At 72.1% G+C, this 23499-nt stretch carries 22 protein-coding genes; 6 read left to right on the forward strand and 16 right to left on the reverse strand.

The annotated features are described in order from the left end of the window. Nucleotides 1-6: 6 nt before the first annotated feature. The 10 genes from ftsW to mraZ all read right to left on the reverse strand — a co-directional run bounded on the left by ftsW (nucleotide 7) and on the right by mraZ (nucleotide 11073). Nucleotides 7-1320, reverse strand: coding sequence for a putative lipid II flippase FtsW (gene ftsW / locus ASE01_RS13990; RefSeq protein ID WP_235536002.1), 1314 nt, complete (start codon nucleotides 1318-1320; stop codon nucleotides 7-9). After that, entirely contained in the window at nucleotides 1274-2767 is a 1494-nt protein-coding gene (gene murD / locus ASE01_RS13995; RefSeq protein WP_056752988.1) for a UDP-N-acetylmuramoyl-L-alanine--D-glutamate ligase, read from the reverse strand. The genes ftsW and murD overlap by 47 nt, the downstream gene beginning before the upstream one ends. 10 nt (nucleotides 2768-2777) lie before the next feature. Further along, the gene (gene mraY, locus ASE01_RS14000; protein WP_056752992.1) at nucleotides 2778-3848 is read right to left on the reverse strand and encodes a phospho-N-acetylmuramoyl-pentapeptide-transferase; all 1071 of its coding nucleotides are present in this window, start codon (nucleotides 3846-3848) and stop codon (nucleotides 2778-2780) included. Continuing rightward, the gene (locus ASE01_RS14005) at nucleotides 3845-5206 is read right to left on the reverse strand and encodes a UDP-N-acetylmuramoyl-tripeptide--D-alanyl-D-alanine ligase (protein WP_056752996.1); all 1362 of its coding nucleotides are present in this window, start codon (nucleotides 5204-5206) and stop codon (nucleotides 3845-3847) included. Before ASE01_RS14005 ends, mraY begins: the two co-directional genes overlap by 4 nt. Continuing rightward, complete coding sequence (locus ASE01_RS14010) at nucleotides 5203-6711, reverse strand: UDP-N-acetylmuramoyl-L-alanyl-D-glutamate--2,6-diaminopimelate ligase (protein WP_056753000.1); 1509 nt, start codon at nucleotides 6709-6711, stop codon at nucleotides 5203-5205. The genes ASE01_RS14005 and ASE01_RS14010 overlap by 4 nt, the downstream gene beginning before the upstream one ends. A gap of 7 nt (nucleotides 6712-6718) precedes the next feature. Further along, complete coding sequence (locus ASE01_RS14015; protein WP_056753005.1) at nucleotides 6719-8461, reverse strand: peptidoglycan D,D-transpeptidase FtsI family protein; 1743 nt, start codon at nucleotides 8459-8461, stop codon at nucleotides 6719-6721. 133 nt (nucleotides 8462-8594) lie between these two features. Beyond that, a complete protein-coding gene (locus ASE01_RS14020) occupies nucleotides 8595-9125 on the reverse strand; it encodes a hypothetical protein (RefSeq protein WP_056753009.1) in 531 nt (176 codons plus the stop codon). After that, a complete protein-coding gene (rsmH, locus tag ASE01_RS14025; protein ID WP_056753012.1) occupies nucleotides 9122-10135 on the reverse strand; it encodes a 16S rRNA (cytosine(1402)-N(4))-methyltransferase RsmH in 1014 nt (337 codons plus the stop codon). The genes ASE01_RS14020 and rsmH overlap by 4 nt, the downstream gene beginning before the upstream one ends. A 7-nt stretch (nucleotides 10136-10142) precedes the next feature. Continuing rightward, nucleotides 10143-10319, reverse strand: a complete 177-nt coding sequence (locus tag ASE01_RS24435) for a hypothetical protein (RefSeq protein ID WP_157537353.1) — start codon at nucleotides 10317-10319, stop codon at nucleotides 10143-10145. A gap of 331 nt (nucleotides 10320-10650) precedes the next feature. Beyond that, nucleotides 10651-11073, reverse strand: a complete 423-nt coding sequence (gene mraZ, locus ASE01_RS14030; protein WP_056753015.1) for a division/cell wall cluster transcriptional repressor MraZ — start codon at nucleotides 11071-11073, stop codon at nucleotides 10651-10653. Between the two features lie 303 nt (nucleotides 11074-11376). Between mraZ and ASE01_RS14035 the strand changes: the two genes are divergently transcribed. From ASE01_RS14035 to ASE01_RS14045, 3 genes are read left to right on the forward strand one after another with little or no spacing between them, the layout of a single operon-like run. Beyond that, nucleotides 11377-12396, forward strand: a complete 1020-nt coding sequence (locus ASE01_RS14035) for an AAA family ATPase (RefSeq protein ID WP_056753019.1) — start codon at nucleotides 11377-11379, stop codon at nucleotides 12394-12396. Between the two features lie 17 nt (nucleotides 12397-12413). Then, a complete protein-coding gene (locus ASE01_RS14040; protein WP_235536004.1) occupies nucleotides 12414-13643 on the forward strand; it encodes a DUF58 domain-containing protein in 1230 nt (409 codons plus the stop codon). After that, nucleotides 13640-15970, forward strand: coding sequence for a transglutaminaseTgpA domain-containing protein (locus tag ASE01_RS14045; protein ID WP_056753024.1), 2331 nt, complete (start codon nucleotides 13640-13642; stop codon nucleotides 15968-15970). The genes ASE01_RS14040 and ASE01_RS14045 overlap by 4 nt, the downstream gene beginning before the upstream one ends. Before the next feature lie 52 nt (nucleotides 15971-16022). On the opposite strand, the gene ASE01_RS14050 is transcribed toward ASE01_RS14045, so the two are convergent. From ASE01_RS14050 to ASE01_RS14070, 5 genes are all read right to left on the reverse strand, one after another. Next, a complete protein-coding gene (locus tag ASE01_RS14050; RefSeq protein ID WP_056753027.1) occupies nucleotides 16023-16454 on the reverse strand; it encodes a DUF3040 domain-containing protein in 432 nt (143 codons plus the stop codon). 90 nt (nucleotides 16455-16544) lie between these two features. After that, a complete protein-coding gene (dinB, locus tag ASE01_RS14055) occupies nucleotides 16545-17783 on the reverse strand; it encodes a DNA polymerase IV (protein WP_235536012.1) in 1239 nt (412 codons plus the stop codon). Nucleotides 17784-17807: 24 nt separating this feature from the next. Next, on the reverse strand, nucleotides 17808-18521 hold the full coding sequence (locus ASE01_RS14060; protein WP_056753031.1) for a class I SAM-dependent methyltransferase: 714 nt from the start codon (nucleotides 18519-18521) through the stop codon (nucleotides 17808-17810). A gap of 49 nt (nucleotides 18522-18570) precedes the next feature. Next, complete coding sequence (locus tag ASE01_RS14065; RefSeq protein ID WP_235536014.1) at nucleotides 18571-19047, reverse strand: SAV_6107 family HEPN domain-containing protein; 477 nt, start codon at nucleotides 19045-19047, stop codon at nucleotides 18571-18573. A 73-nt stretch (nucleotides 19048-19120) separates the two neighbouring features. Next, the gene (locus ASE01_RS14070; protein ID WP_056753034.1) at nucleotides 19121-19561 is read right to left on the reverse strand and encodes a hypothetical protein; all 441 of its coding nucleotides are present in this window, start codon (nucleotides 19559-19561) and stop codon (nucleotides 19121-19123) included. 52 nt (nucleotides 19562-19613) lie between these two features. Between ASE01_RS14070 and ASE01_RS14075 the strand changes: the two genes are divergently transcribed. After that, entirely contained in the window at nucleotides 19614-20087 is a 474-nt protein-coding gene (locus ASE01_RS14075) for a YbaK/EbsC family protein (RefSeq protein ID WP_056753037.1), read from the forward strand. A 16-nt stretch (nucleotides 20088-20103) separates the two neighbouring features. After that, a complete protein-coding gene (locus ASE01_RS14080) occupies nucleotides 20104-21417 on the forward strand; it encodes a phytoene desaturase family protein (protein ID WP_056753040.1) in 1314 nt (437 codons plus the stop codon). Nucleotides 21418-21420: 3 nt separating this feature from the next. Here ASE01_RS14080 and metF read toward each other — a convergent pair whose 3' ends face one another. Continuing rightward, on the reverse strand, nucleotides 21421-22311 hold the full coding sequence (gene metF / locus ASE01_RS14085; protein ID WP_056753044.1) for a methylenetetrahydrofolate reductase [NAD(P)H]: 891 nt from the start codon (nucleotides 22309-22311) through the stop codon (nucleotides 21421-21423). A gap of 76 nt (nucleotides 22312-22387) precedes the next feature. Here metF and ASE01_RS14090 point away from each other — a divergent pair, with 76 nt between their 5' ends. Beyond that, nucleotides 22388-23476, forward strand: coding sequence for a polyprenyl synthetase family protein (locus ASE01_RS14090; RefSeq protein ID WP_235536015.1), 1089 nt, complete (start codon nucleotides 22388-22390; stop codon nucleotides 23474-23476). The last annotated feature ends 23 nt before the right edge of the window (nucleotides 23477-23499 follow it).

Below are 23499 nucleotides of genomic sequence, written 5' to 3' on the forward strand. Positions count from 1 at the left end.
GCCAACCTACCGGCGGGCCGAGAGCCCGGCGGACCGGGCCTTGCGCCGCTGCTTGAGCGCGCGGGCCGCCGCGGGCTCACGCCGCGCGAAGCCGATCACCAGGCCGAGCGCGGCCAGTGTCGGGAGCAGGCTGGAACCGCCGTAGGACACGAGCGGCAGCGGGATCCCGATGACCGGCAGGAGCGCCAGCACCATGCCCACGTTGATGATCATCTGCCCGAGCAGCCACACGACGATGCCGAAGGTGCAGTAGCGGACGAAGGGGTCGCGCGCCTCGCGGGCCACGCGCACGCCGGCGTAGGCGATGACGAGGAACAGGCCGATGACCAGCAGGGTGCCGACCAGCCCGAGCTCCTCGCCCAGGACGGCGAAGATGAAGTCGGTGTGGGCCTCGGGCAGCTGGCCCCACTTCTGTTGGCTCGCCCCGATCCCCTCACCGAAGACGCCACCGCTGGAGAGTGCGTAGAGACCGTGGGCCGGCTGCCAGCCCGTGCCGTGGTAGTCCTTGAAGGGATCGATGAAGTTCACCAGTCGCGCGGCTCGCACCGACGAGGTGGCGGCGAGGGCCAGGGCCAGCGTCGACACCGAGAGCAGCGCGATGAAGAACAGCTTGCCGGGCGCTCCGACCACCCAGAGCATCGCCACGAGCAGCGCGAAGAAGACCAGTGCGGTGCCGAGGTCGCGGCCGAAGATGACCAGGCCCGTCGCCAGCGCCATGCCGGGCACGACCGGCACGAGCATCTGGTGCAGGCTGCCCAACCGTCGTTCCTTGTTGGCATAGATGTGGGCGGCCCAGATCACCAGCGAGAGCTTCGCGATCTCCGACGGCTGGATCTGCAGCGGGCCGATCGCCAGCCAGTTGGTGTTGCCGTTGATCTTGACCCCGACGACCGCCGTGAGCGCGAGCATGACCAGCGAGATCGAGAAGGCGGGATAGGACAGCCCGCGGACCCAGCGCACCGACACCCGCGAGGCGATGAAGGCGCACGGAACGCCGATCAGCACCCACATCACCTGACGCCGCACGACCGTGTAGGAGTCGCCCGTCTTCTGGTACGACGCCACGCTGGACGCGCTCAGCACCATGATCAGGCCGATGGTCAGCAGGAGCGCCGTGGCGCCGAGGAGCAGGTAGTAGGTCGTCAGCGGGCGATCGAGCGCGACCTTGAGGGCGCTGACCCAGCTCGGGCGGCGGACCGCGGCCCTGGGGCGGAGCGAGAAGCGGAACTTCTCGGGGTTCGCTGTGGTGATGACCCGTCCCCCGCTTCCTGACTCAGTGCTCCTCGACGTACCCGGTGACCGCCGCGGCGAACGCGTCACCCCGTGCGGCGTAGTCGGCGAACTGGTCCATCGAGGCGCATCCCGGGGCCAGCAGCACCGTGTCGCCCACCTGGGCGAGCGTTGCGGCTGCCGCGACGACGCGCCTCATCCGGTCGTCACCGGCCACGACGCCAGTTTCGTCGGTGTCCACGTCGATCACCGGCACATCGGGAGCGTGTCGCGAAAGCGCGTCGGCGATGATCCCCCGGTCCCGGCCGATCAGCACGACACCGCGGAGCCGGTCCCCCAGCTGGCGGACCAGGTCGTCGAAGCGTGCACCCTTGGCGAGACCGCCGGCCACCCACACCACCGGGGCGAACGCGGCCAGCGAGGAGGCGGCGGCGTGCGGGTTGGTGGCCTTGGAGTCGTCGACCCAGGTGATGCCGGCGTGCTCGGCGACCACGGCGATCCGGTGCCCGTCGGGCTGGAAGGCGCGGAGCCCGTCGCGCACCGCGGACTGGCTGACGCCGTGGGCACGGGCGAGGGCGGCCGCCGCGAGGGCGTTGGCGATGAAGTGGGGCGCGGTCGAGGCGAGGTCCTCGAAGGTACACAGCTCGGCGGCGCTGGTCGTGCGCTGCTCGATGAACGCGCGGTCGACGAGGATGTCGTCGACGACGCCGACCATGCCGGGCCCGGGGACACCGAGGGTGAACCCGATGGCGCGGGCGCCCTCGACGACGTCGGCCTCGCGCACCAGCCGCTCGGTCTCCGGGTCGGCGGCGTTGTAGACGCACGCCCGCTCGACGCCCTGGTAGATCCGGCCCTTGTCGTGGGCGTAGCCGACCATCGGGTCGACCTCGGAGCCGGCCGGTCCGTCGTACCAGTCCAGGTGGTCCTCGGCGACGTTGAGGACCACCGCGCTCTCGGCAGCGACCGTGTCGGTGTAGTGGAGCTGGAAGCTCGAGAGCTCGACGGCGATCACGTCGTAGGGCTCCGGGTCCATGACGGCCTCGGTCAGGGGCAGTCCGACATTGCCGGCCGCGACGCTGCGGAGTCCGGCCGCGCGCAGGATGCTGTCGAGCATCTGCACGGTCGTCGTCTTGCCGTTGGTGCCGGTGACGCACAACCACGGCGCGGGGTGCTCGGGATCGCGCAACCGCCAGGCGAGCTCGACCTCACCCCAGACCGGGACGCCGCGCTCCCGTGCGGCCAGGATGATCGGGGCGTCCGGCCGGAATCCGGGCGAGACGACGAGGACGTCGGTGTCCTCGGGCAGCACGGAGGTCGCGCCCTCGTGGACGTCGATGCGGGCACCGAGCACCTCGAGCAGCTCGACGCGCTCGAGGATCTTCGGGTTCACCGACTCGGCGACCGCGTGCACCTCGGCACCGAGGTGGAGCAGGTTGTCGACGGCGGCGGCACCGCTCGCGCCGAAACCGGCGACGACGGCACGCACGCCCTCCCAGGAGTCCGCGCGACCGAGGTCGCTGGGGTCGGGACGGGTCACGGCAGGGTCCTCACAGCCTCGAGACCCACTCCGCGTAGAACACGCCGAGACCGGTCGCGACGAAGAGACCGGTGATGATCCAGAACCGGATGACCACGGTGACCTGTTCCCATCCGAGCATCTCGAAGTGGTGGTGGATGGGGGCCATCCGGAAGATCCGCTTGCCCTTGGTGAGCTTGAAGAAGCCGACCTGCATCATCACCGAGACCGTCTCGAGGACGAACAGGCCGCCGAGGATGACGAGCAGCAGCTCGGTGCGGGTCAGGATCGCGAAGCCGGCCAGCGCGCTGCCGAGCGCGAGCGAGCCGGTGTCGCCCATGAAGATCTTGGCCGGGGACGCGTTCCACCACAGGAAGCCGAAGCAGGCTCCGGTGATCGCGGCACCGATGATGGCCAGGTCGAGCGGGTCGCGGACGTTGTAACAGGTGGCGCTCGGCTCGTCCTGGCAGAACTGGTTGTTCTGCCAGATGTTCACCAGCGTGTAGGCACCGAAGACCATCACCGACGCGCCGGCGGCCAGCCCGTCGAGTCCGTCGGTCAGGTTGACGGCGTTGCTGAAACCGGCCACGAAGAGCCAGATCAGCAGCAGCGCGAGGATCGTGGGCAGCACGAACCAGTCGAGCTCACGGAGGAACGAGACCTTCTCGCTCGCCGGCGTACGACCGTTCTCGTCCTCGAGCCACGGCGAGAGCGCCAGCCAGCCGAAGACGAGGGCGATGATCGTCTGCCCCGCCATCTTGGCCTTGCTCCGCAGGCCGAGGCTGCGTTGCTTGGAGATCTTGATGAAGTCGTCGAGGAACCCGACCAGGCCCATCCCGACGAAGAGGAACAGCAGGAGCAGCGCCGAGGCGCTCGGCGTGGTGAGCGTGATCAGCTTCGCGGCGAAGTAGCCGATGACCGCGGCGAGGATGATCACCACGCCGCCCATCGTCGGCGTGCCGCGCTTGGTGTGGTGGCTCGTGGGTCCGTCGTCGCGGATCTCCTGGCCGTAGCCCCACTGCGTGAACAGGTTGATGACCACGCGGGTGCCGAGCAGCGAGATCAGCAGCGCGATGCCCCCACCGAGCAGGATCGCTCTCACGGCGTCGTCTCCTCCAGCAACTGGTCCACCACCCATTCCAAGGCGACGCCCCGCGACGCCTTGACGAGGACGACGTCCTCCGGTCCGGCATTCTGCCGCACCCAGGCCGCGGCTTCCTCCCGCCCCGCCGTGACGATCACCTCACCGACCCCGGAACCGGCACCCTCGGCGATCCCGCGGGCAGCCTCACCGACGACCACGAGGACGTCGACAGCCATCCGGGCGGCCTCAGCGCCGACGGCGCGGTGACCGGCATCGTGCTCGGAACCGAGCTCCTTCATCTCCCCCAGGACGGCGAGGGTACGACGCGAGCCGCTCGTCCCGATCGAACGGAGCGCCTCGAGAGCGGCCCTCATCGAGTCGGGGTTGGCGTTGTAGGTGTCGTTGATCACGACGAGCCCGTCGGCGCGTTCGGCGAGCTCCATGCGCCACCGCGAGGCCGACGCGGCGCCCGCGAGCGCCGACGCCACCTCGGGCAGGGAGAAGCCCGCGGCGATGGCCATCGCGGCGGCGGCCGCGGCGTTCTGGACCTGATGGGCTCCGGACTGGAGGAGCTGGACCTCGCTGGAGGCGCCGTCGTGCTCCAGCACGAAGGCGGGCCGTCCGAGGGCGTCGAGGCGCACCGAGTGCCAGGTCACGTCGCCGGCCTCGCCGAAGGTGATCACTCGCGCGCCGGTGCGAGGCGCCATCGCGGCGACGAGCGGGTCGTCGGCGTTGAGCACCGCCGCGCCGCCCGCCGGCAGCGACTCGACGATCTCGCCCTTGGCCCGCGCGATCTGGTCGCGACCACCGAACTCACCGACGTGGGCAGTGCCGACGTTGAGCACCGCCGCGATCCCGGGGGGCGCGATGGAGCAGAGGTAGTCGATGTGACCGACGCCGCGGGCACCCATCTCGACCACCAGGTGAGTGGTGTCCGTCCCGGCGCGCAGCACGGTGAGCGGCACACCGAGCTCGTTGTTGTTGTTGGCAGCGGTCGCCACGACGGTGTCGCCGGGCGTGAGCGCCCCCAGCACCGCAGCGAGGTAGTCCTTCGTTCCGGTCTTGCCCTGCGAGCCGGTCATCGCCAGGACGGTCGCACCGAGCCGGTCCAGCACGTGTCGGGCCAGCGTGCCGAGTGCCACGACCGGGTCGGTCACGACGACCGTGGGTGCGCCGGTCGGACGACTCCCGAGCACGGCATGTGCCCCGTCGGCGTACTCATGGCCGTCGGTGCGCTCCCCCACGATCGCGACGAAGAGTCCACCGGGCACGGGAAGGCGGCTGTCGACGTAGGCGTGCCCGGTGACCAGGACGTCCTCGCCGTGCACCACGCCACCGACGGCAGCTGCGATCTCGGAGAGCCGCAGCGGGATCATCGACGGTCCCCGGGGTGCTCGCGCAGGACCTCGCGCACCACCTCGCGGTCGTCGAACGGATGCACCACGCCGGCGACCTCCTGTCCCGTCTCGTGTCCCTTGCCTGCCACCACGATCACATCACCCGGCCGGGCACGCCCGATCACCGCATCGATCGCCGACCGGCGGTCCCCGATCTCCTCGACCGTGGCAGGGCCGAGCGCTCCCGCCAGGACCTCGGCCCGGATCGTGGCCGGGTCCTCGGAGCGCGGGTTGTCGTCGGTGACCACCACGACGTCGGCCAGCCGGGCGGCGATCTCGCCCATCACCGGGCGCTTGCCGCGGTCCCGGTCGCCGCCCGCGCCGAGCACGATGACGAGCCGGCCGCGGGTGACCGGGCGCAGGGTGCGCAGCACCGCCTCGACGGCGTCGGGCTTGTGGGCGTAGTCGACGACCACGGTCAGGTCGCGGCCGGTGGGGATCCGCTCCAGCCGGCCCGGCACTCCTCCGCTGGCCGCGATCCCGTCGGCGACGGCCTGCGGGTCGAAGCCCGCCTCGGCGGCCGAGGCGATCGCCGCGAGGGCGTTGGCGACGTTGAAGTCCCCCGGCAGGAGTACGGCGCCCGCGACCCGGACCCCGTCGGGCCCGTGCACGGTGAAGCGTGAGCCCTCCGGACCCAGCTCGACGTCGGTCACCGACCAGTCGGCGGGCCGGGACACCGCGTAGGTGCGGACCGGGATCCTCGCCTCGGTGACGAGTCGGCGCCCGTGCTCGTCGTCGATGCAGACCAGGCCCGCTGCGGCGTGCTCCGGTGTGAACAGCATCGCCTTGGCGCGGAAGTAGTCCTCCAGGTCGGCATGGAAGTCGAGGTGGTCGCGGCCCAGGTTGGTGAAGACGGCGACGTCGAAGCGGACACCGTCGACCCGGCCCATGACGAGTGCGTGGCTGGAGACCTCCATGGCGCATGCCGTGACGTCCACCTCGCGCATCCGGGCGAAGAGGGCGTGCAGGTCCGGCGCCTCCGGCGTCGTCAGTGACGTCTTGACCTCTGCACCGGCGATCCGGGTGCCGACCGTGCCGATGGCAGCGCTGCGGACCCCGGCCGCGAGCAGGCCCCCGTCGAGGAGGCGGGTCACGGTGGTCTTGCCCTGGGTCCCGGTGACGCCGACCGTGCGCAGGGCCTCGGCCGGACGGCCGTAGACCAGGGCCGCGGCCGTGCCGAGGACCTTGCGCGGGTCCTCGACGACCAGGACGGGCAGGCCCGACCCGCTCGCGTCGGCGTGCCCGGAGGGATCGGTGAGCACCGCCACCGCACCGGCGTCGGCCGCCTGCTGGGTGAACCTCGCGCCGTGCACGCGGGCACCGGGCAGCGCGGCGTAGAGGTCGCCGGGCTGCACCCGGCGGGAGTCGAGGGTCGCCCCCAGCACCTGCACCCCGGGGAAGGAGCCCTCCGCACCGATCAGGCCCGCGACATCGTCCAGGGGCGTCGACGGCGGGTGGGCGGGGCGCGTCGTGTCGCTCACCACGCCCGGGTCACCACTCGACCGGTGTCTGGTTGGGCTTCGCGCCCGTGGGCGGGACGCCGTAGCGCCGCAGGGTGAAGCTCATCAGCCGGGAGAACGCCGGTCCGCCGACGCTGCCGCCACCGGCACCTGCCCGCGGACTGTGCACCAGCACGTAGATCGTGAACCGCGGGTCGTCGGCAGGAGCGAAGCCGGCGAACGACACGGTCGTGCTGCCGTCGTACCCGCCGTCCTCGCCCACCCGCTGCGCGGTTCCGGTCTTGCCGGCAACGCGGTAGCCGGGCACCGCGGCGCCCGGAGCGACGCCGGCCTCGGGGTCGATCACCCGCTCCATCATGAGCATCGTCTCGCGCGCCGCGTCGGCACTGATGACGCGACGACTGGTGGCGACCTCGCTGCCGATGGCCTTGCCCTCGTCGGTGGTGGCGCTGCCCTGGATGAGGGTGGGGTCGATCCGCACGCCGCCGTTGGCGATGGTGTTGACCGCGCTGACCATCTGGATCGCGTTGACCGAGAGCGACTGGCCGAAGGCGATGCGGTCGCCGACCTGCGAGGTCCAGGCGGCGCCCTGCGGCAGCAGTCCCTTGGTCTCGCCGCCGAGGCCGATGTCGGTGCGCTGGCCCAGGCCGAACGCGGTGAGGTACTTGCGCAGCTGGCCCCGCTTGAACTGGTCCGCGGCGAGCACCGTGCCGACATTGGACGACTTCGCCAGCACGCCGGCGAGGGTCAGGCGCAGCATGCCGTGGTCCCAGTAGTCGCCGATCGGGCGGTCCTGGCGGTTGAGCTGACCGGGGACGCGGAACTTCTGCTCCTTGAACGCCAGGCCCGCGTCGACCAGCGAGCTCACGGTGAGCACCTTCTCCACCGAGCCGGGCTCGTAGACGTCGGTCAGTGCCGAGGACTTGTACAGCTCGTCGGAGAACTCGTACGGCGTCGACACGTCGTAGGTCGGATAGTCGGCCAGCGCGAGCAGCTGGCCCGTGCGGCTGTCCATGATCACGGCGATGCCGGACTTGCCCCCCGCGCGCTGGACGGTCTGCTGCAGCACCCGCTGCGTGTAGAACTGCAGGTCCCGGTCGATCGTGGTGCGCAGGACGCGGCCGTCCACCGCCGGGGTGACGGTGTTGTCACCGAGCGGGATCTGGTTGCCGGCACCGACCTCGTAGCGGGCCTCGCCGTCCTTGCCGGACAGGTAGGTGTTGAAGGAGTCCTCGAGACCGGCGAGGGCCTGCGCCGAGCCGTCGTCCTTGGGCGTGCCGAGGAACCCGATCAGGTTGGCCGCGGTGTCGTCGTTGGGATAGATCCGCAACGGGTCGCGCTCGGTCATCAGGCCCGCGAACGGTCGCCCGTCCTTGTCCTTGAACTTCTCGGCGACGTCCGCCACGACCTTCTCGGCCTTGCTGGCCGGGACCTGGCGGGCGACGTACTGGAACCGGCTGCCCTCGGTGCGCAGCCGCTCCAGGGTGTCGATGTAGTCGACGCCGAGGCGCTGGGACAGGATCCCTGCCAGCTCGGGCGCCACCTTCGACGTCACCGCGGGGTCCGCGATGATCATCCGTCCGTCGACCGTCTCGGCCAGCGCCTCACCGTTGCGGTCGAGGATCTCGCCACGGGTGGCGGGCAGGACCACGATCTCCGAGCCCTCGGCGGCCGCCATCTCGGCGTACGACGACGGGTCGATGCCCTGCAGCTGGATCAGCCGTCCGGCGAACACCGACAGGACGATCGCGATCAGCAGCAGTCCCACCTGCATGCGCAGCTGCGGAGACCCCCGGCGTCGTGAGCCGGGGCGGCGGGTGCGGAGGGGATGGGGTCGACTCAACGCTCTCGTCCTGATCGCTGACGGGGGTCCGGGCTGCTGGGCTCCACCAACCTAGGCGGAACGATCACCGATTGCTGGCGGGCGCGCCGTCGGTCCCGGCACCGACCTTGACCTTGACGGTCGGGCGCTGGAGCACGGCCGGCTTCTGCGGCCCGGGCAGGTGCAGCGGGATGCTGTCGGACGCCGAGGCCGGCGTCGGACGGCCGCTGATCTTGCCGCTGCCGAGGTGCAGGACCCCGGCCGGGTTCGCCGGGATCACCATCCTGAGCTCCTGCGCGGCCCGCGCGACCCGCTCGGGCTCGCGCAGGGCCTGGATGTCCATCTCCAGTGCCTCCTGCTGGGCACCGAGGTCGGTGGCCTGCTGCTCGAGAGCCGTCGCCCGGAAGGACGCCTGCTGCATCGAGGTGTTGAACAGGAGGAGGCCGACCACCCCGGCGAGCAGGATGATGCTGACGAAGGTCACGAAGGGAACCCGCGGCGCTCGGGAGCGCCGGGTGCGCGGAACGACCGTGAACCGCGCTCGTTCGAGCGCGGCCTGGGCCAGACGCGGTGCGATGGCAGGCAACCGACGGACCTGCGGTGCGGTGCTGCTCACGACGTGGCTCCCTTGCCCTTGTGTGTGCGCTTGGACGTGCCCCTGGCGGAACTGGTGGAACTGATCGATCGGGTGCGCTCGACGGCGCGGAGCCGGACGGAGGCAGCCCGGGGGTTCTCCTCGGTCTCCGCCTCGTTGGCCTGCTCGGAACCGCGGGTGACCAGCCGGTACGACGGCTCCGAGCCCTCCGGCAGGAAGGGCAGGTCGTCCGGCACGGTGGAGCGGGTGACGTCGGCGAAGACGCGCTTGACCAGGCGGTCCTCGAGCGAGTGGTACGACTCGACGACGACCCGGCCGCCGACATCGATGGCCTCGACCGCGGCCGGCATCGCGCGGCGCAGCACCGCCAGCTCGTCGTTGACCTCCATGCGCAGGGCCTGGAAGGTCCGCTTGGCAGGGTGGCCACCGGTTCGCCGCGCCGGCGCCGGGATGACGTCGTACAGCAGGGCCACGAGACGGCCCGAGCTCGCAAAGGGCTCGCTGGCGCGCTCCCGGACGACGGCGTCCGCGATCCGCTTCGCCATCTTCTCCTCGCCGTAGTCACGCAGGACCCGGGCGAGGTCGCCGGCGCTGTAGGTGTTGAGGACGTCGGCGGCCGTCGGCCCCCGGCTCCCGTCCATGCGCATGTCGAGCGGCGCATCGACCGAGTAGGCGAAGCCGCGCTCGGGCAGGTCGAGCTGCATCGAGGAGACGCCGAGGTCGAAGAGCACGGCGGACACGTGATCGAGGCCGAGGTCCTCCATCACGTCGGGGATCTCGTCGTACACCGCGTGCACGCCCCTGAACCGGTCGCCGTACGACGCCAGCCGCTCGCGGCTCATCGCCAGTGCCTGCTGGTCGCGGTCGACACCGATCACGCTCGCCTGCGGGCAGCGCTCGAGGACGGCCTCGCTGTGGCCTCCGAGACCGAGCGTGGCGTCGATCAGGACTGCGCCGGGCCGGTCGAGGGCGGGCGCCAGAAGGGCGACGACCCGGTCGAGGAGGACGGGGACGTGGCGGGGGCTCGGCATGATCGGTTCAGCGCCCCGATGATCCGGAGGCGAGGTGGGTCACGATCAGCAGGACCACGCAGGCCACGGAGACCGCGGCAGAGAACGCCATCAGGGCCAGCGCGTCGCGCGCCTGCTCCCGGACCCGCGGCTGCGGGGAACGCTCACCGGACAGCTCCGGTGCGTGCGTCCGCATCACGCTCATGGCTTCGACCCTTCGACCCTGGTCCGGTGGACCCGTGAACTCATTGGAACTGGCTGGAACTGGCTGGAATTGCTGGACTGCTGAAATCGTTCGGATCCGCAGAGCCAGGTCCCTGCCCGCTCCCGTGCCCGTGTGTTCGAGTGTCGTCTGGTGCCGGGGAAGTGCCCCAGATGACCGGGTGACCCCCGAGGTCGTGGTGAGCGCCTGGTGCCGGGGAAGTGCGCCAGGAGGTCGTGACCTCGGGGTGTCGGGAGCGGGAGCGGGCTGAGACCTCGTCCTGCGGATCCGCTGTTGTGTTGTCAGTGGTGGTGCTGCCGGGCGGGCCGGTGGATCAGTCGTCGTCCTCGTCGAGGTCGGCGAACTCCTCCAGCGCCTCGGCCTGGAACTCGCGCCATGCGGTCGGGTTCCAGATCTCCAGCCGGTCCCTGACCCCGATCACGACGACGTCGCGCTCGAGGCCTGCGTAGTCCCGGAGGTGGGCCGGGATACCGATCCGGCCCTGCTTGTCAGGGGTGCTCTCGTCGCCGCCGGCGAAGAGGACCCGGGCGTAGCGCCTGGCGGCGCGGTTGGTCATCGGCCGGGCGGATGCCCGCTCGGCCTCGTCGGCGAAGACATCGCTCGGCCACACGACGAGGCACTTGTCCTGTCCCTGTGTGACCACGAGGCCCTCCGCCAATCGATCCCTGAACTTCGCCGGGAGGAAGAGACGGCCCTTCTCGTCGAGCTTCGGGGTGTAGGTGCCCATGAAGAGCATCGGGCCACCCCCAGCTGTCCCACCGGACTCCGTCTTCCTCCACTTTCCCCCACCCTAACCCACTTTCCTCCACCGTCAACCACCTCTGCCCCCCAGATCGGGGCGAGTTGCGCCCTTGGTGCGGCAAAACCGCAGGTCAGCGGCCTGCGCGCCGCGGTGGAGCGAAGTGGAGGGAAAAGTGGGGAATCGTGGAGAGCCGGGGCGCATCGGGGAGGGAGCAGGCACCGAACGGCTGGATCCCAGCCACCGGCGCCGTAGGGTTGTGCCACCCCGATCACGGGCCAGCACGACGAGGGAGAACACGTGGAAGCGCCGACCAGCCCGCCATCGGGCCTGCCGACCAGCCCGCCGTCCAGCCCGCCGTCCACGGGCGCCGACGTCGACACCGTTGCCCGGGTCGCCGGACTCATCCGGTCCAACGTCGAGAAGGTCATCGAGGGCAAGGGCGAGGTGATCAGCGCGGCGGTCGTCGTCCTGCTCGCCGAGGGCCACCTGTTGATCGAGGACGTCCCGGGCGTCGGCAAGACGATGCTCGCCAAGGCGCTCGCCCGCAGCATCGACTCGACCGTGCGCCGCGTCCAGTTCACCCCGGACCTGCTGCCCTCCGACATCACGGGGGTCTCGGTCTTCGACCAGTCGACGCGGACCTTCGAGTTCCGCCCCGGCGGCGTCTTCGCCAACATCGTGATCGGCGACGAGATCAACCGGGCCTCACCCAAGACCCAGTCCGCGCTGCTCGAGTGCATGGCCGAGCGCCAGGTGACCGTCGACAACGTGACCTACCAGCTCGAGACGCCGTTCATGGTCATCGCGACCCAGAACCCCGTCGAGATGGAGGGCACCTACCCGCTCCCCGAGGCGCAGCGGGACCGATTCCTCGCCCGGGTGTCGATCGGCTACCCCGTGCCCGCAGCGGAGATCGCGATGCTGTCCAACCACGGCACGACCAACCCGCTGGACGACCTCGAGCCGGTGACCAACAGCGCCGAGATCCGCAAGCTGTGCAGCATCGTGGCCCAGGTCCACATGTCCGATGCCGTGCAGAGGTACGCCGTGGCGCTGACCGCGGCCACCCGCAACAGCCCCGAGCTGATCCTCGGCGCCTCCCCACGCGCCACCCTGCACCTGGTCCGCGCCGCCAAGGCCCGCGCCGCCCTGCACCGCCGCGACTACGTCCTGCCCGACGACCTGCGCGCCCTCCTGCAGCCGGTGCTCGCACACCGTCTGCTCGCGAGCGCCGAGGCAGCCGTCGGTGGCCGGGACGCAGCCTCGATCCTCCAGGGCATCGCGGCCCAGGTCCCCGTCCCCGACACGACTCCCTGAGCCACGGCGGTCCAGCGATGATCCGATCGGCCCTGTCCTCGCTGACCTTGCGTGGTCGCGCGTTCATCGCGGCCGGTCTCACCGCCGTGATCTGTGCCGTGATCTTCGGGCAACCCGCACTGACCCGGGTCGGGGTCCTGGTCCTGACCCTCCCCCTGGTCGCCGCGGTCGTGGTCAGCCGCCGCCGCCACGACCCCTCGGTGACCCGGACGGTGTGGCCGCGCCTGCTGCGCGCCGGCGAGTCCGCGCGCATCGACCTCGCGGTGTCCAGCGACCGCAGGCGGGCCGACGGCGCCCTGCTCATCGAGGAGACACTCCCCTACGCCCTGGGCAGCCGCCCCCGGTTCGTGCTCCAGGGCCTGGGCCAGCGCTGGGAACGGACCGTGACCTATCCCGTGCGCTCCGACCTGCGCGGGCAGTACGTCATCGGCCCGCTCGCCGTACGCATCACCGATCCGTTCGGCCTGGTCGAGCGCCGGCGCCTGGTCGGCGGGACTGCCGAGGTCGTGGTGACACCCCGCGTGCTGCCGCTCCCTGCGATCCCGCTCTCGGGTGGCTGGCAGGGAGCCGGCGAGCACCGCCCCCAGGCCTTCGCCTCGGGATCCTCGGAGGACGTCAGCGTGCGCGAGTACCGCCGCGGCGACGACCTCCGCCGCGTCCACTGGCGCAGCTCGGCACGCACCGGAGAGCTGATGGTGCGGCGCGAGGAACAGCCCTGGGAGGCCCACGCGACCGTCATCGTCGACAACCGCGGCCACGTCCACCGCGGCCAGGGCCCGGCGTCGAGCCTGGAGTCCGCCGTGGTCACCGCCGCCTCCGTCGTGGTCCACCTCGAGCAGCACGGGTACGCCGTCCAGCTCGCCACCGCCGACGGCGCCGCCGCCGACGGCGCGGAGCACGCCCTGCGCCACCTGGCGATGCTCACGCTGTCGCAGCGACCGGCCCTCGACACCAGCTGGTCCGGCGACCAGGCCCGCGGCGGGGTGGTCGTCGCCGTCCTCGGCGCCATCGTCCCCGGCGACGAGAAGCCGTTGCGCCGGATCCGCCACGACGCCGGCGCGGCACTGGCCGTCGTCCTCGACGTCGAGCAGTGGTCGGCCACCCGCCGCAGCGCCGGCCCCAGTGCCGCCGCCTCCCCCCTCCACGCCGCCGGATGGCGAGCCACCGGCGTCGGGCCGCGCGACCGGCTCGACTCCGCCTGGCGCGATCTCGGTCGCGCCCCCTCGAGAGGCGGGATGCGCTCATGAGCGCACGTACCTCCTTCCCGGCCACCCTGTCCGTCGGCCTCGTCGCCGCCGCCACCACCTGGGTGGCGCTCACCGCCTGGCAGGGCTTCGTGACCGAGCCGACGAGCTATCTCGGCCGGGTCGCCGTCGTGGCTGTCGTCGTCGCCACGCTCGGCGCACTCCTGCGCTGGCGGGGGTTGCCGAGCTGGCTGGTCGTCCTCACCCAGGCCGCCGCGGCGACGGCGGTCGTGTCGCAGCAGATCACCGGCTCGTTCATCCCGAGCGGCGACATCGGCCAGGCGTTGTCGACCGCCGTCGACAGCGCGCGCACCTACACCGCACCCATCAGTGCCCGGGTCCCACCCGTGTGGCCACTCCTCGTCGTGTGCGGCGCCGTCTTCGCCGTCCTCGTCGACGCCCTCGCCTGCACCCTGCGCCGGGTACCGGGCGCCGGCCTGGCCCTGCTCGCGATCTACTCCGTCCCCAGCGGCCTGCTCGACGACGGCCCCGGCTGGGGATCCTTCGTCGTCGCGGCCGCCGGCTTCCTCGTGCTCCTCCACCTCGACGCCCGCGACCAGCTGCAACGCTGGGGTCGCGCGCTCGGCCCCGAGGACGACTCCCCCTGGGGGCACACCAACCCCGTGCGCGAGGCCGCCCGCGCCGGCGCCGCCCGGATCGGCATCACCGCCACCGCACTGGCGCTGGTCCTGCCCACCTTCATCCCCGTCATCGGGATCGACCTGCTCAACCTCGGCAACAGCGGCGGCGGCGACGACATCCGCATCCGCAAGCCGATCGCCGACATGCGCCGTGACCTCGAGCGCGGAGAGGACGTGCCGCTGATCACCGTGACGACCGACGACCCGGCGCCGTCGTACCTCCGCATCTCGGTGCTCAACCGGTTCACCGGACAGGAGTGGAGCAGCGGCGACCGCGACGTCGCCCGCGACGACACCGCCAGCGGCGCGCTCCCCCCGCCGCTCGGCCTCAGCGACTCGGTGCCCCGCTCCGAGTACGACTACGAGGTGCGGATCAACGACGACTTCGACTCCACCTGGCTGCCCACCCAGTTCCCCGCCTCGGCCCTGCGTGCCGACGGCGACTGGCGCTTCGACCCGGCCTCCATGGACTTCCTCGCCGCCGACGACGACCTCGACACCCGTGGCATGGCCTACTCGATGACCGCCATCGAGCCGGACTACGGCACGGACGGACAGCACTTCCGCGACGCCGCCGCCGGCACCGTCTCCGACGACGTGCTCGACCTCCCCGGAGGCGTGCCCGACCTGGTTCGCGACCTCGCCCGCAGCGTCACCGGTCCGGCGACCAACGACTACGAACGCGCGCTGATGCTCCAGCGCTGGTTCCGCCAGGACGGCGGCTTCCGCTACGACCTGCGCAAGGCTCCCAACGGCACCGGCAACGGCACCCTCGAGGCCTTCCTCTCCGAGGACGGCCGCGTCGGCTACTGCGAGCAGTACGCCTCGGCGATGGCGGTGATGGCGCGGATCCTGGGGATCCCCGCTCGCGTCGCGGTCGGCTTCCTCGAGCCCACCGCGATCGGGGACGGCCGCTACGAGTACAGCAGCCACGACCTGCACGCGTGGCCCGAGCTCTACTTCGCGGGCGCCGGCTGGGTCCGCTTCGAGCCGACCCCGTCCGGACGGGTCGAGTCGGTTCCGAACTACTCCAACGTCCCCGTCGGCGGCATCGGCCCCGATGACCCGGGCGCACCGACGAGCCGGGCACCCTCAGCCAGCGGTACGGCGACCGTCGCCCCCAACCCGGTCCCCTCCCGACCGACCGAGCAGCCCGGCGAAGGCTCCGGCGACCAGGGCGAGGGCGCCTCCTCGACGGGCCGGACCCTCGCGATCGGCAGCGGGGTGCTGGTCATCCTGCTCCTGGTCGTCCTCCTCCTCGCAGGCCCTCGCTCCGTGCGGAGCCGGACCCGACGCCAGCGGCTCGACGGCGGACCGGACGAGTTGTGGTCGGAGTTGCGCGCGACCTCGATCGACCTCGGCATCGCCTGGCCGGACGGCCGCTCACCGCGTGAGATCGGCGTCTTCCTGCTCGACCACCTCGCCGATCCCGACGAGGAACCCCTGGAGCGCCCCCGCACCGGCCCCGACGCCTGCCCCGAGGCAACGGCCGCCCTGGAGCGCCTGGTCATCGCCGTCGAACGGACCCGCTACGCCCGCCCCGGCTCGGTCGTGACCCTCGAGCGCACGAGGGTCGAGGACGACGCCGAGCTCGTCGACGCCTCGCTGCGCGCCGGGGTGACGCCGCGGGTACGGCGCCGTGCACAGTGGATCCCGCGCTCGGTCTGGCGGCGGACGCAGAACAACTGACCTCGCACCCGAGCCGACCGCGGCTCGGCGCCACGGCAGGAGTCGTGCCGACCTACAGGCCGCGTTCCTTGCGACGACGCCAGCGTGCCTGCATGGTGCCCATGAAGCCGCCGGAGGAGCCGCCACCGCGGTTGCCCGAGGAGCGACGGCTACGGCCGCCGTCGACGATGCCGAAGCCGGAGGGGTGGGCGGAGATGTGGGGGTCGGGTGCGCCGCGCTGTCCGCGCAGGGCAGAGAGCAGCATGGTCGCGGAGCCGAGCATCACCACGAAGCCGACGACGCCGACCGGCCAGTAGCCGCTGACGGCTCCGCCCATCATCACCGCGACACCGACGGCGAAGACGACGCCGCCCAGGATGGCACGGCGACGGGCTGCCTGACGCAAGGTGGTGCCCCGCAATGTCGAGGCGAACTTCGGGTCCTCCTCGCTGAGGGCGCGCTCCATCTGCTCGAGCAGGCGAAGCTCCTCTTCTGAGAGTGGCACCGTTCCTCCGACACATTGCTGGCTACTGGTCCAAGTGTAGGCAGGCAATGGTCAAGGGGGTAGCGGTCCCCCGAATTTGTGTCCGAACGGCTACCGGGCGGCGCTTCGTGACGCCTGCTGCAGCAGACTGGCGCGGCGGACTGCGGAGGAACCGAACCGGCTCGATGCCCGGTCGACGGCCCGGTCGGCGTCGGGCCAGCCGGGGTCGCGTTCACCGAGTGCGAGCTGGCGACTGTCGCCGTCGCGCACCGCGCGCAGGCCCTCGACGCGCACGCCGACGAGTCGGATGGAAGGGCGTCGCGGGAGGAGGTCGTCGAGCAGCTGGTCGAACAGGGCGACGGCCACGTCGTAGATCTCCTGGGTCACGTCGGTCGGCTCCGGCAGGGTCCGCGACCGGTTGAGGGTGACGAAGTCGCTGAACCGCACGGTGATCGCCACCGTGCGGCCGACTCGCCCCGCGCTGCGGACGCGGGCGGCGACGCGCGAGGCGAGCTGCAGCAGCTCGCGGTGCAGCCGGGACCGGTCGGAGAGGTCGACGGCCAGGGTGTGCTGGGCGCCCATGCTCCCCTCGGGCTCGCCCTCGCCGAAGCCGAACACCCCGGCGCCACCGGGGCGCAGGTCACTGCGATCGGTGCCCCAGACGAGCGCGTGGAGGTGGGTGCCGAGGTGCCCGCCGAGCATCTGGCGCAGCTGGTCGACGGGAAAGGCCGCGACGTCGCCGACGGTCTGCAGGCCGAGGCGGTGCAGGCGTTGCCGGGTGGCCTCGCCGACGCCGTACAGGACGCCCACGTCCAGGGGGTGCACCTCGGCGACGAAGTGGTCGGGGGCGATGGTTCGTACGCCGTCGGGCTTGGCCCGGCGGCTGGCGAGCTTGGCCACCGAGATCGTGGCGGCGATCCCGACCGAGCAGGTGATGCCGTGCTCGGCCCGGATCCTCGACCTGATCCGCTCGGCGATCGCCTCGGGCGAACCGAACAGCCGCACCGCTCCCCTGACGTCGAGGAACGCCTCGTCGAGCGAGGTGACCTCGACAGCGGGGGTGAAGGAGCGGAAGGTCTCCATGATCGCTCGCGAGACGGGCGTCAACACGGCGAAGTCGGGCGGCATGGTCAGGGCGTCCGGGCACAGTCGCCGGGCCTCGGTGCCCGACATGCCGGAGCGGACGCCGAAGCGCCGGGCGGGGTAGTTGGCGGACAGCACCACACCACGGTGGCCACCACCGACCACCACCGGCACGTCCTGGAGCTCGGGGCGGTCGCGGATCATCACGGCCGCGTAGAACGCGTCCATGTCCACGTGCAGGATCGGGCACGCGAGCTCGCCGCTCACCGGACCGGTGCCGGCGCGGGGAGGTCAGCGCGAAGCGAGCAGGTGCACCTGAGTGGCGAGCGGGAGGTACTCGGGCCGGTCGGCCACGGCCCGTTCGAGCTCGACCAGGGCCGCGGCGGCACCCGGCTCGAGGTCGACCAGCGCCGAGGGCACCAGGTCGGTGAAGACACGAACGGCGTGGACGGCGGACGTGGTGAAACCGGCCGCGGCGAGGAGGGCCTCGAGCTCGGCGGCCGTGAACCGGCGGCCCGTGCGGGCATCGACCGGCTGCCGGCCGTCGAGGAGGTTGCGGGCCTGCTGGAAGTGTCCGGCCATCGCGCGGGCCAGCACCGCCGCGTGACGCTGCCCGACCACCAGGCTGAGCAGGCCGTCGGGACGCAGCACCTGGCGGATGTTGACCAGGGCGAGGACGGGGTCGACGACCTCGAGCACGCCGTGGCACAGGACGACGTCGGCACTGCCGGCGCCGACGACCTCGACCAGGTCGGTGACGTCGCCCTGGAGGCCGACGACCTCGAGGTCGGCCTCGCGGGCACGGCGGGACAGGGACGCGAGCGCGTCGGGGCTGGGATCGACGACCCGGACCCGGTGACCGGACTCCGCCAGCCGTACGGCGAAGCCGCCGGTGCCGCCGCCGATGTCGACCACGTCGAGGGTGCGTCCCTCGAGGGCCGCCTCGAGCGCGTCCCAGACGACGGCGGTCCGCACGGAACCGCGCTGCTCACGAGAGGTGGCCATGGCCGCAACCCTAGTGGAGGCGACCCCGCGCAGTGGCCCGGCGTGGCCCTCACCCTGCGGCGCGGCCGGCGATCCGCTCACCGAGCGTCGCATGGGGGGTCAGTCCGAGCGACTGCTCGACCAACGCGAGGAAGCGGTCCGCGTCGCGCACGAGGTCGTCGGCCTCCCGCTCGGTCACCGCGCGGCTCGAACCCGCCTCAGCGGCGGCCCGCTTGGCCGCCCCGGCCGCGAAGAAGGTGGCCCACTCACCCAGCTCGGGCGCGACCTCGGCGAGCAGCACCCAGGCGTTCTTCTGCGGGCGACGTCGGGGAGCCGTGGGGCGCGCCCGCGCCGAGAGCAGCGCCGCAGCAGCCCGCAGCGCGGCGACGTGGGCGCAGGCGTAGCGCGTCGCGACGTCACCGGCCCCGAGCGCCTCACTCAGCGACTGCGCGGAACGGAGCAGGTAGTTGTGGGTGGTCGCCGGCAGGGTGTGCGGGCCGACCGGGAGCGACGAGTCGTGCTGCGGGGCGATCTGCGAGTGGACCACGGGCCATCTCCTTCGAGTTCGTTCGAACAGATGTTCGAACGGTTCGAAGGTACACCCCGGGTCCGACAGGACGTCAAGACTCGCGGGCGGCGATGTGCTGGACGAAACCGCGGCTCTGCGGGTGCCAGATGAAGACCAACGTGACCGCGCTCAGGACGGCCGCCCCGATCGCCATGCCGTCGACCAGCGTCGGCGGATCCGTGCGCACCGTCGCCACGGCCACCAGGAAGATCCCGACGACGATCGCGGCCAGGGAGTGACGGGCCCAGTTGTGTCCCGTGCGGAACAGCGCGATCAGGGTCGCGGCGAGGACGGCGGTGACGCCGTACAGGACCAGGATCACGGGCACGAACTCGACAGGCTGGACCGTGCTGTCGCCCACCTGCATCGGCGACCAGACGGCGCCGAGGTCGTCGCGCTGGACCACCACCATGACGCACACCAGCAGTCCGGCCGCCACCAGGAACCACAGCAGCCAGCAGGCCAGTTCGACCGCCGGTGGTCGCTTGGTCATCGTTCCTCCTGCATCGACATGGTGGGCGGTGGGCATCGATAGGGTCTCCCCCATGTCAGCCGACCATCCCTCGATCACCCTCTTCCGCGCGGAGCACCAGCGCCGCGGAGGAGCGGGCGAGATCGTCATTCTGCCTGACTCCGTCCACACCGCTGCACTGGCTGCCGAGGCGCTGGGCTGCGCTGTCGGTGCGATCGCGAACAGTCTGCTCTTCGATGCCGACGGATCCCCCGTGCTGATCCTCACCTCCGGCGACCACCGCGTCGACACCACCCACGCAGGTGCCGTCATCGACCGCGGCCCCCTGCGCCGCGCCTCCCCCGAGTTCGTGCGCCAGCACACCGGCCAGGTCATCGGCGGTGTCTCGCCCATCGCGCACCCGGCGCCGGTGCCGACCTACCTCGACCGATGGCTGCAGCGGTACGACGTGCTCTGGGCGGCCGCCGGCCACCCGGCGGCCGTCTTCGCGACGTCGTACGACGAGCTGCTGGCGCTGACCGGCGCCACCCCGATCGACGTCGCGTAGCGGCTCAAGGAGACACATGCGCATCATCGTCATCGGCGGCGGCCTCGGCGGCATGGCCGCCGCGGCCCGCCTCGCCAAGCAGGGCCACGAGGTCGCGCTGCTCGAGGCGTCCCACCACCTCGGTGGCGCCCTCGCCCCGGTCGAGCAGGAGGGCTACCGCTGGGAGGGAGGTCCCTCCAGCACGCTGTTGCCGGCAGCCCTGCGGGACCTGTTCCGCAAGTCCGGCCGGGCGCTGGAGAAGGAGCTCGACGTCGAGCTCGAGCCGCTCCCCGTGCTGCGCGAGCACCGGTTCGCCGACCGCACCTCGGTCCTGCTGCCCGGTGGTTCCCGGGCCGACCAGATCGCTGCCTTCGACGAGCTCGGCGCGGGGCTGGGCGAGCGGTGGGCCCAGCACGTCGACCTCTACAACGCGGTGTGGGAGGTGCTGCGCCGCCACTACGTCGAGGTCCCCTGGACGCCGGGCGACAAGAGCGCGGTGCCCAAGGAGCTCACCAGTCTCTTCGACATCCGCGAGACCCTCCACAAGCGCCTGCGCCACGACTTCCGTGACGAACGGCTCGCCCTGGTCGCCGGCCATCCCGCCACTGCTGAGGGCCACGACCTGCGCAACGTGCCGTCGTGGGTCGGTGTGACGTCCTACCTCGAGCAGCGGTTCGGCGGCTGGCGGGTCCCCGGCGGCATGGGCCGGCTGGTCGACCTGCTCGGCGCCCGCCTCGCCCTGCGCGGCGTCACGATCCGCACCGGGACGCCCGTCAGCGACCTCGTGGTGCGCGACGGACGGGTGGTCGCGGTGCGCACCGCGGACGGTGATGCCGACGCCGACGCGGTCGTCGTCGCGATCGACCCGCGCCGGCTGCCGACACTGGCGCCGTACGTCGAGAAGACGATGCCCGCGATCCCACCGGTCGTCTCGCACCTGGGCCTGAGCGGCGACGTTCCCGACCTGACCCACGACATCGTGTTCAACGCCGAGCCGATGATCACGGTGCGACCGGGTTCCGGCGCCCCGGAGGGCGGCGCCGCGTGGACCCTGCTGGGCCGCGGCAAGATCGCGGAGGACATGGTCATCGCGCTCGTGAGGCACGGCATCGACGTCCGGGAGAACATCGTCACCCGGGTCGACCTGTCGCCACGCGACCTGGTGGAGCAGTGGAACGGCTCCCCCATGGGCGTGCTGTGGCAGGGACGCGGCACCGTGCGCAGTCGCCTGGGGCCGACGACCCCGGTGGCAGGCGTCTACGTCGCGGGCGCGCACGCTGCGCCCGGCGCGGGCGTGCCCTTCGTGACCCAGTCCGCTGCGCTGGTGGCGCAGGTGATCGGGTCGGCCTGAGCCTCAGACCGTGATCTGCAGCGCCTCGAAGATCTCGAGCGTCGCCTTGGACCGGTTGAGCGTGTAGAAGTGCAGCCCGGGAGCGCCTCCGGCCAGCAGCTCGTCGCAGAGCTCGGCCGCGATCCGGATGCCCTCGGCGCGCACCGCGGCGGGGTCACCGTCGAAGGCACTGATCCGGTCGACGATCTCCTGCGGGACGCTCGTGCCGATCAGCTCGCCCTGGCGGCGGATCGCGCTGAGGTTCAGGATCGGCATGATGCCCGGCAGGATCGGGATGTCGACGCCGCGATCGCGGACCCGCTCGACCAGCGCGAAGTAGTCCGAGGCGCGGAAGAACATCTGCGTGACCGCGAACTCTGCACCCGCCTTCGCCTTCGCCACCAGCACGTCGGCATCGTCGTCCAGCGAGCTCGCGGAGGGGTGGCCCTCGGGGAACGCAGCCACACCGACCCGGAAGGTGCCGCGGGCGCGGGTGAGCTCGACGAGGTCGACCGCGAAGTTCAGGCCCCCGTCAGTGGGGGTCCAGTCGGCGCGAGGCCCCTCCTCGGGGTCCCCGCGCAGCGCGAGGACGTGGGCGACGCCCTCGGCGTCGTACGCGTCCAGGATGCCCTCGATCTCCTCACGGGTGTGTCCCACGCACGTGAGGTGGGCCATCGGGATCAGCGAGGTCTCGCGGGCGATGCGTCCGGTGATCGCGACCGTCTTGTCGCGCGTGCTGCCGCCCGCGCCGTAGGTCACCGAGACGAAGGTGGGACGGTACGGCTCGAGGGCGCGGATCGCGTCCCACAGCTGCACCTCCCCCTTGTCGTCCTTGGGAGGGAAGAACTCGAACGAGAACGACCGACCACCCTCGCGGATGATCTCGCCGAGGGAGCGCCCAGCACCGGTAACCATGGGCCGAAGTGTAGGTCCCGCGACCGGGCCGGGGCCGGGCATCTCGCAAGTGCGCCTCATCACTAGGCTGCTGCAGGTGAGCGAGCACCGCTGGGACCCGACAACCTTCCGGGCCGAGGTGCAGTCGACCCTCGACGCGTTCCTCGCCGAGCAGACCGAGCGCCTCGCGCCGCTGGGCGCCGATGCCGCGCGACTGCTGACCGAGGCCCGGGCGACCGTGTCGGGTGGCAAGCGGTTCCGCGCCGCCTTCTGCCACTGGGGGTACGCCGCCGTGGCGGGCGTGCCCGAGGGAGCCGACGCGCGGTCCGTCGCGCGCGCCGCCGCATCCCTGGAGCTGCTGCACGCGAGTGCACTGGTCCACGACGACCTGATGGACGCCTCCGACACCCGGCGCGGCCGCGCCGCGACCCACCGCGGCTTCGAGGCCGAGCACCGTGCCGACGGCTGGCGCGGCGACCCGGTCCAGTACGGCGCCGCTGCGGCGATCCTGCTCGGCGACCTCCTGCTGTCCTGGGCCGACGAGCTCCTGCGCCGCTGCGGCCTCGGGTGGGACCGGATCGGTCCCGCGCTCGAGGTGTTCGACCTGTGCCGGTCCGAGGTCATCGCCGGCCAGTTCCTCGACGTGTCGGTCCAGGCGCGCGGGCGGGCGAGCGTCGAGCAGGCCACGACCGTGCTGCGCTACAAATCGGCGAAGTACTCCATCGAGCGCCCCGTGCACGTCGGCGCGGCACTCGCGGGCGCCGGTCCGGCCACCCTGGAGCGGCTGACCGGCTTCGGACTGCCGCTCGGTGAGGCCTTCCAGCTGCGCGACGACCTCCTCGGGGTCTTCGGCGACCCCGAGACGACCGGCAAGCCGGCCGGCGACGACCTGGTCGAGGGCAAGCGGACCGTGCTGGTCGCCCTCACCCTGGCGGCGGCCGAGCCCGCCGACGCCGCCCGGCTCGATGCAGCGCTGGGCACGGCCCTGGGCGAGAGCGAGATCGCCGAGCTGCGCTCGATCATCGATCGCTGTGGCGCTCGCCAGCAGGTCGAGGAGATGATCGACGCACTCGCCCGCCAGGCTGTGGCCGCGCTGCGCGAGGGCCAGTCCGAGGAGGGCTGGGACGCTGCCGCCTGCGGCGCCCTCGAGCAGCTCGCTGCCGCGGCCACCCGCCGGGCCCACTGACCCGACTGGGCCGACTGGGCGCG

It is taken from the genome of Nocardioides sp. Root190 (assembly GCF_001428565.1).
GTDB lineage: Bacteria > Actinomycetota > Actinomycetes > Propionibacteriales > Nocardioidaceae > Nocardioides.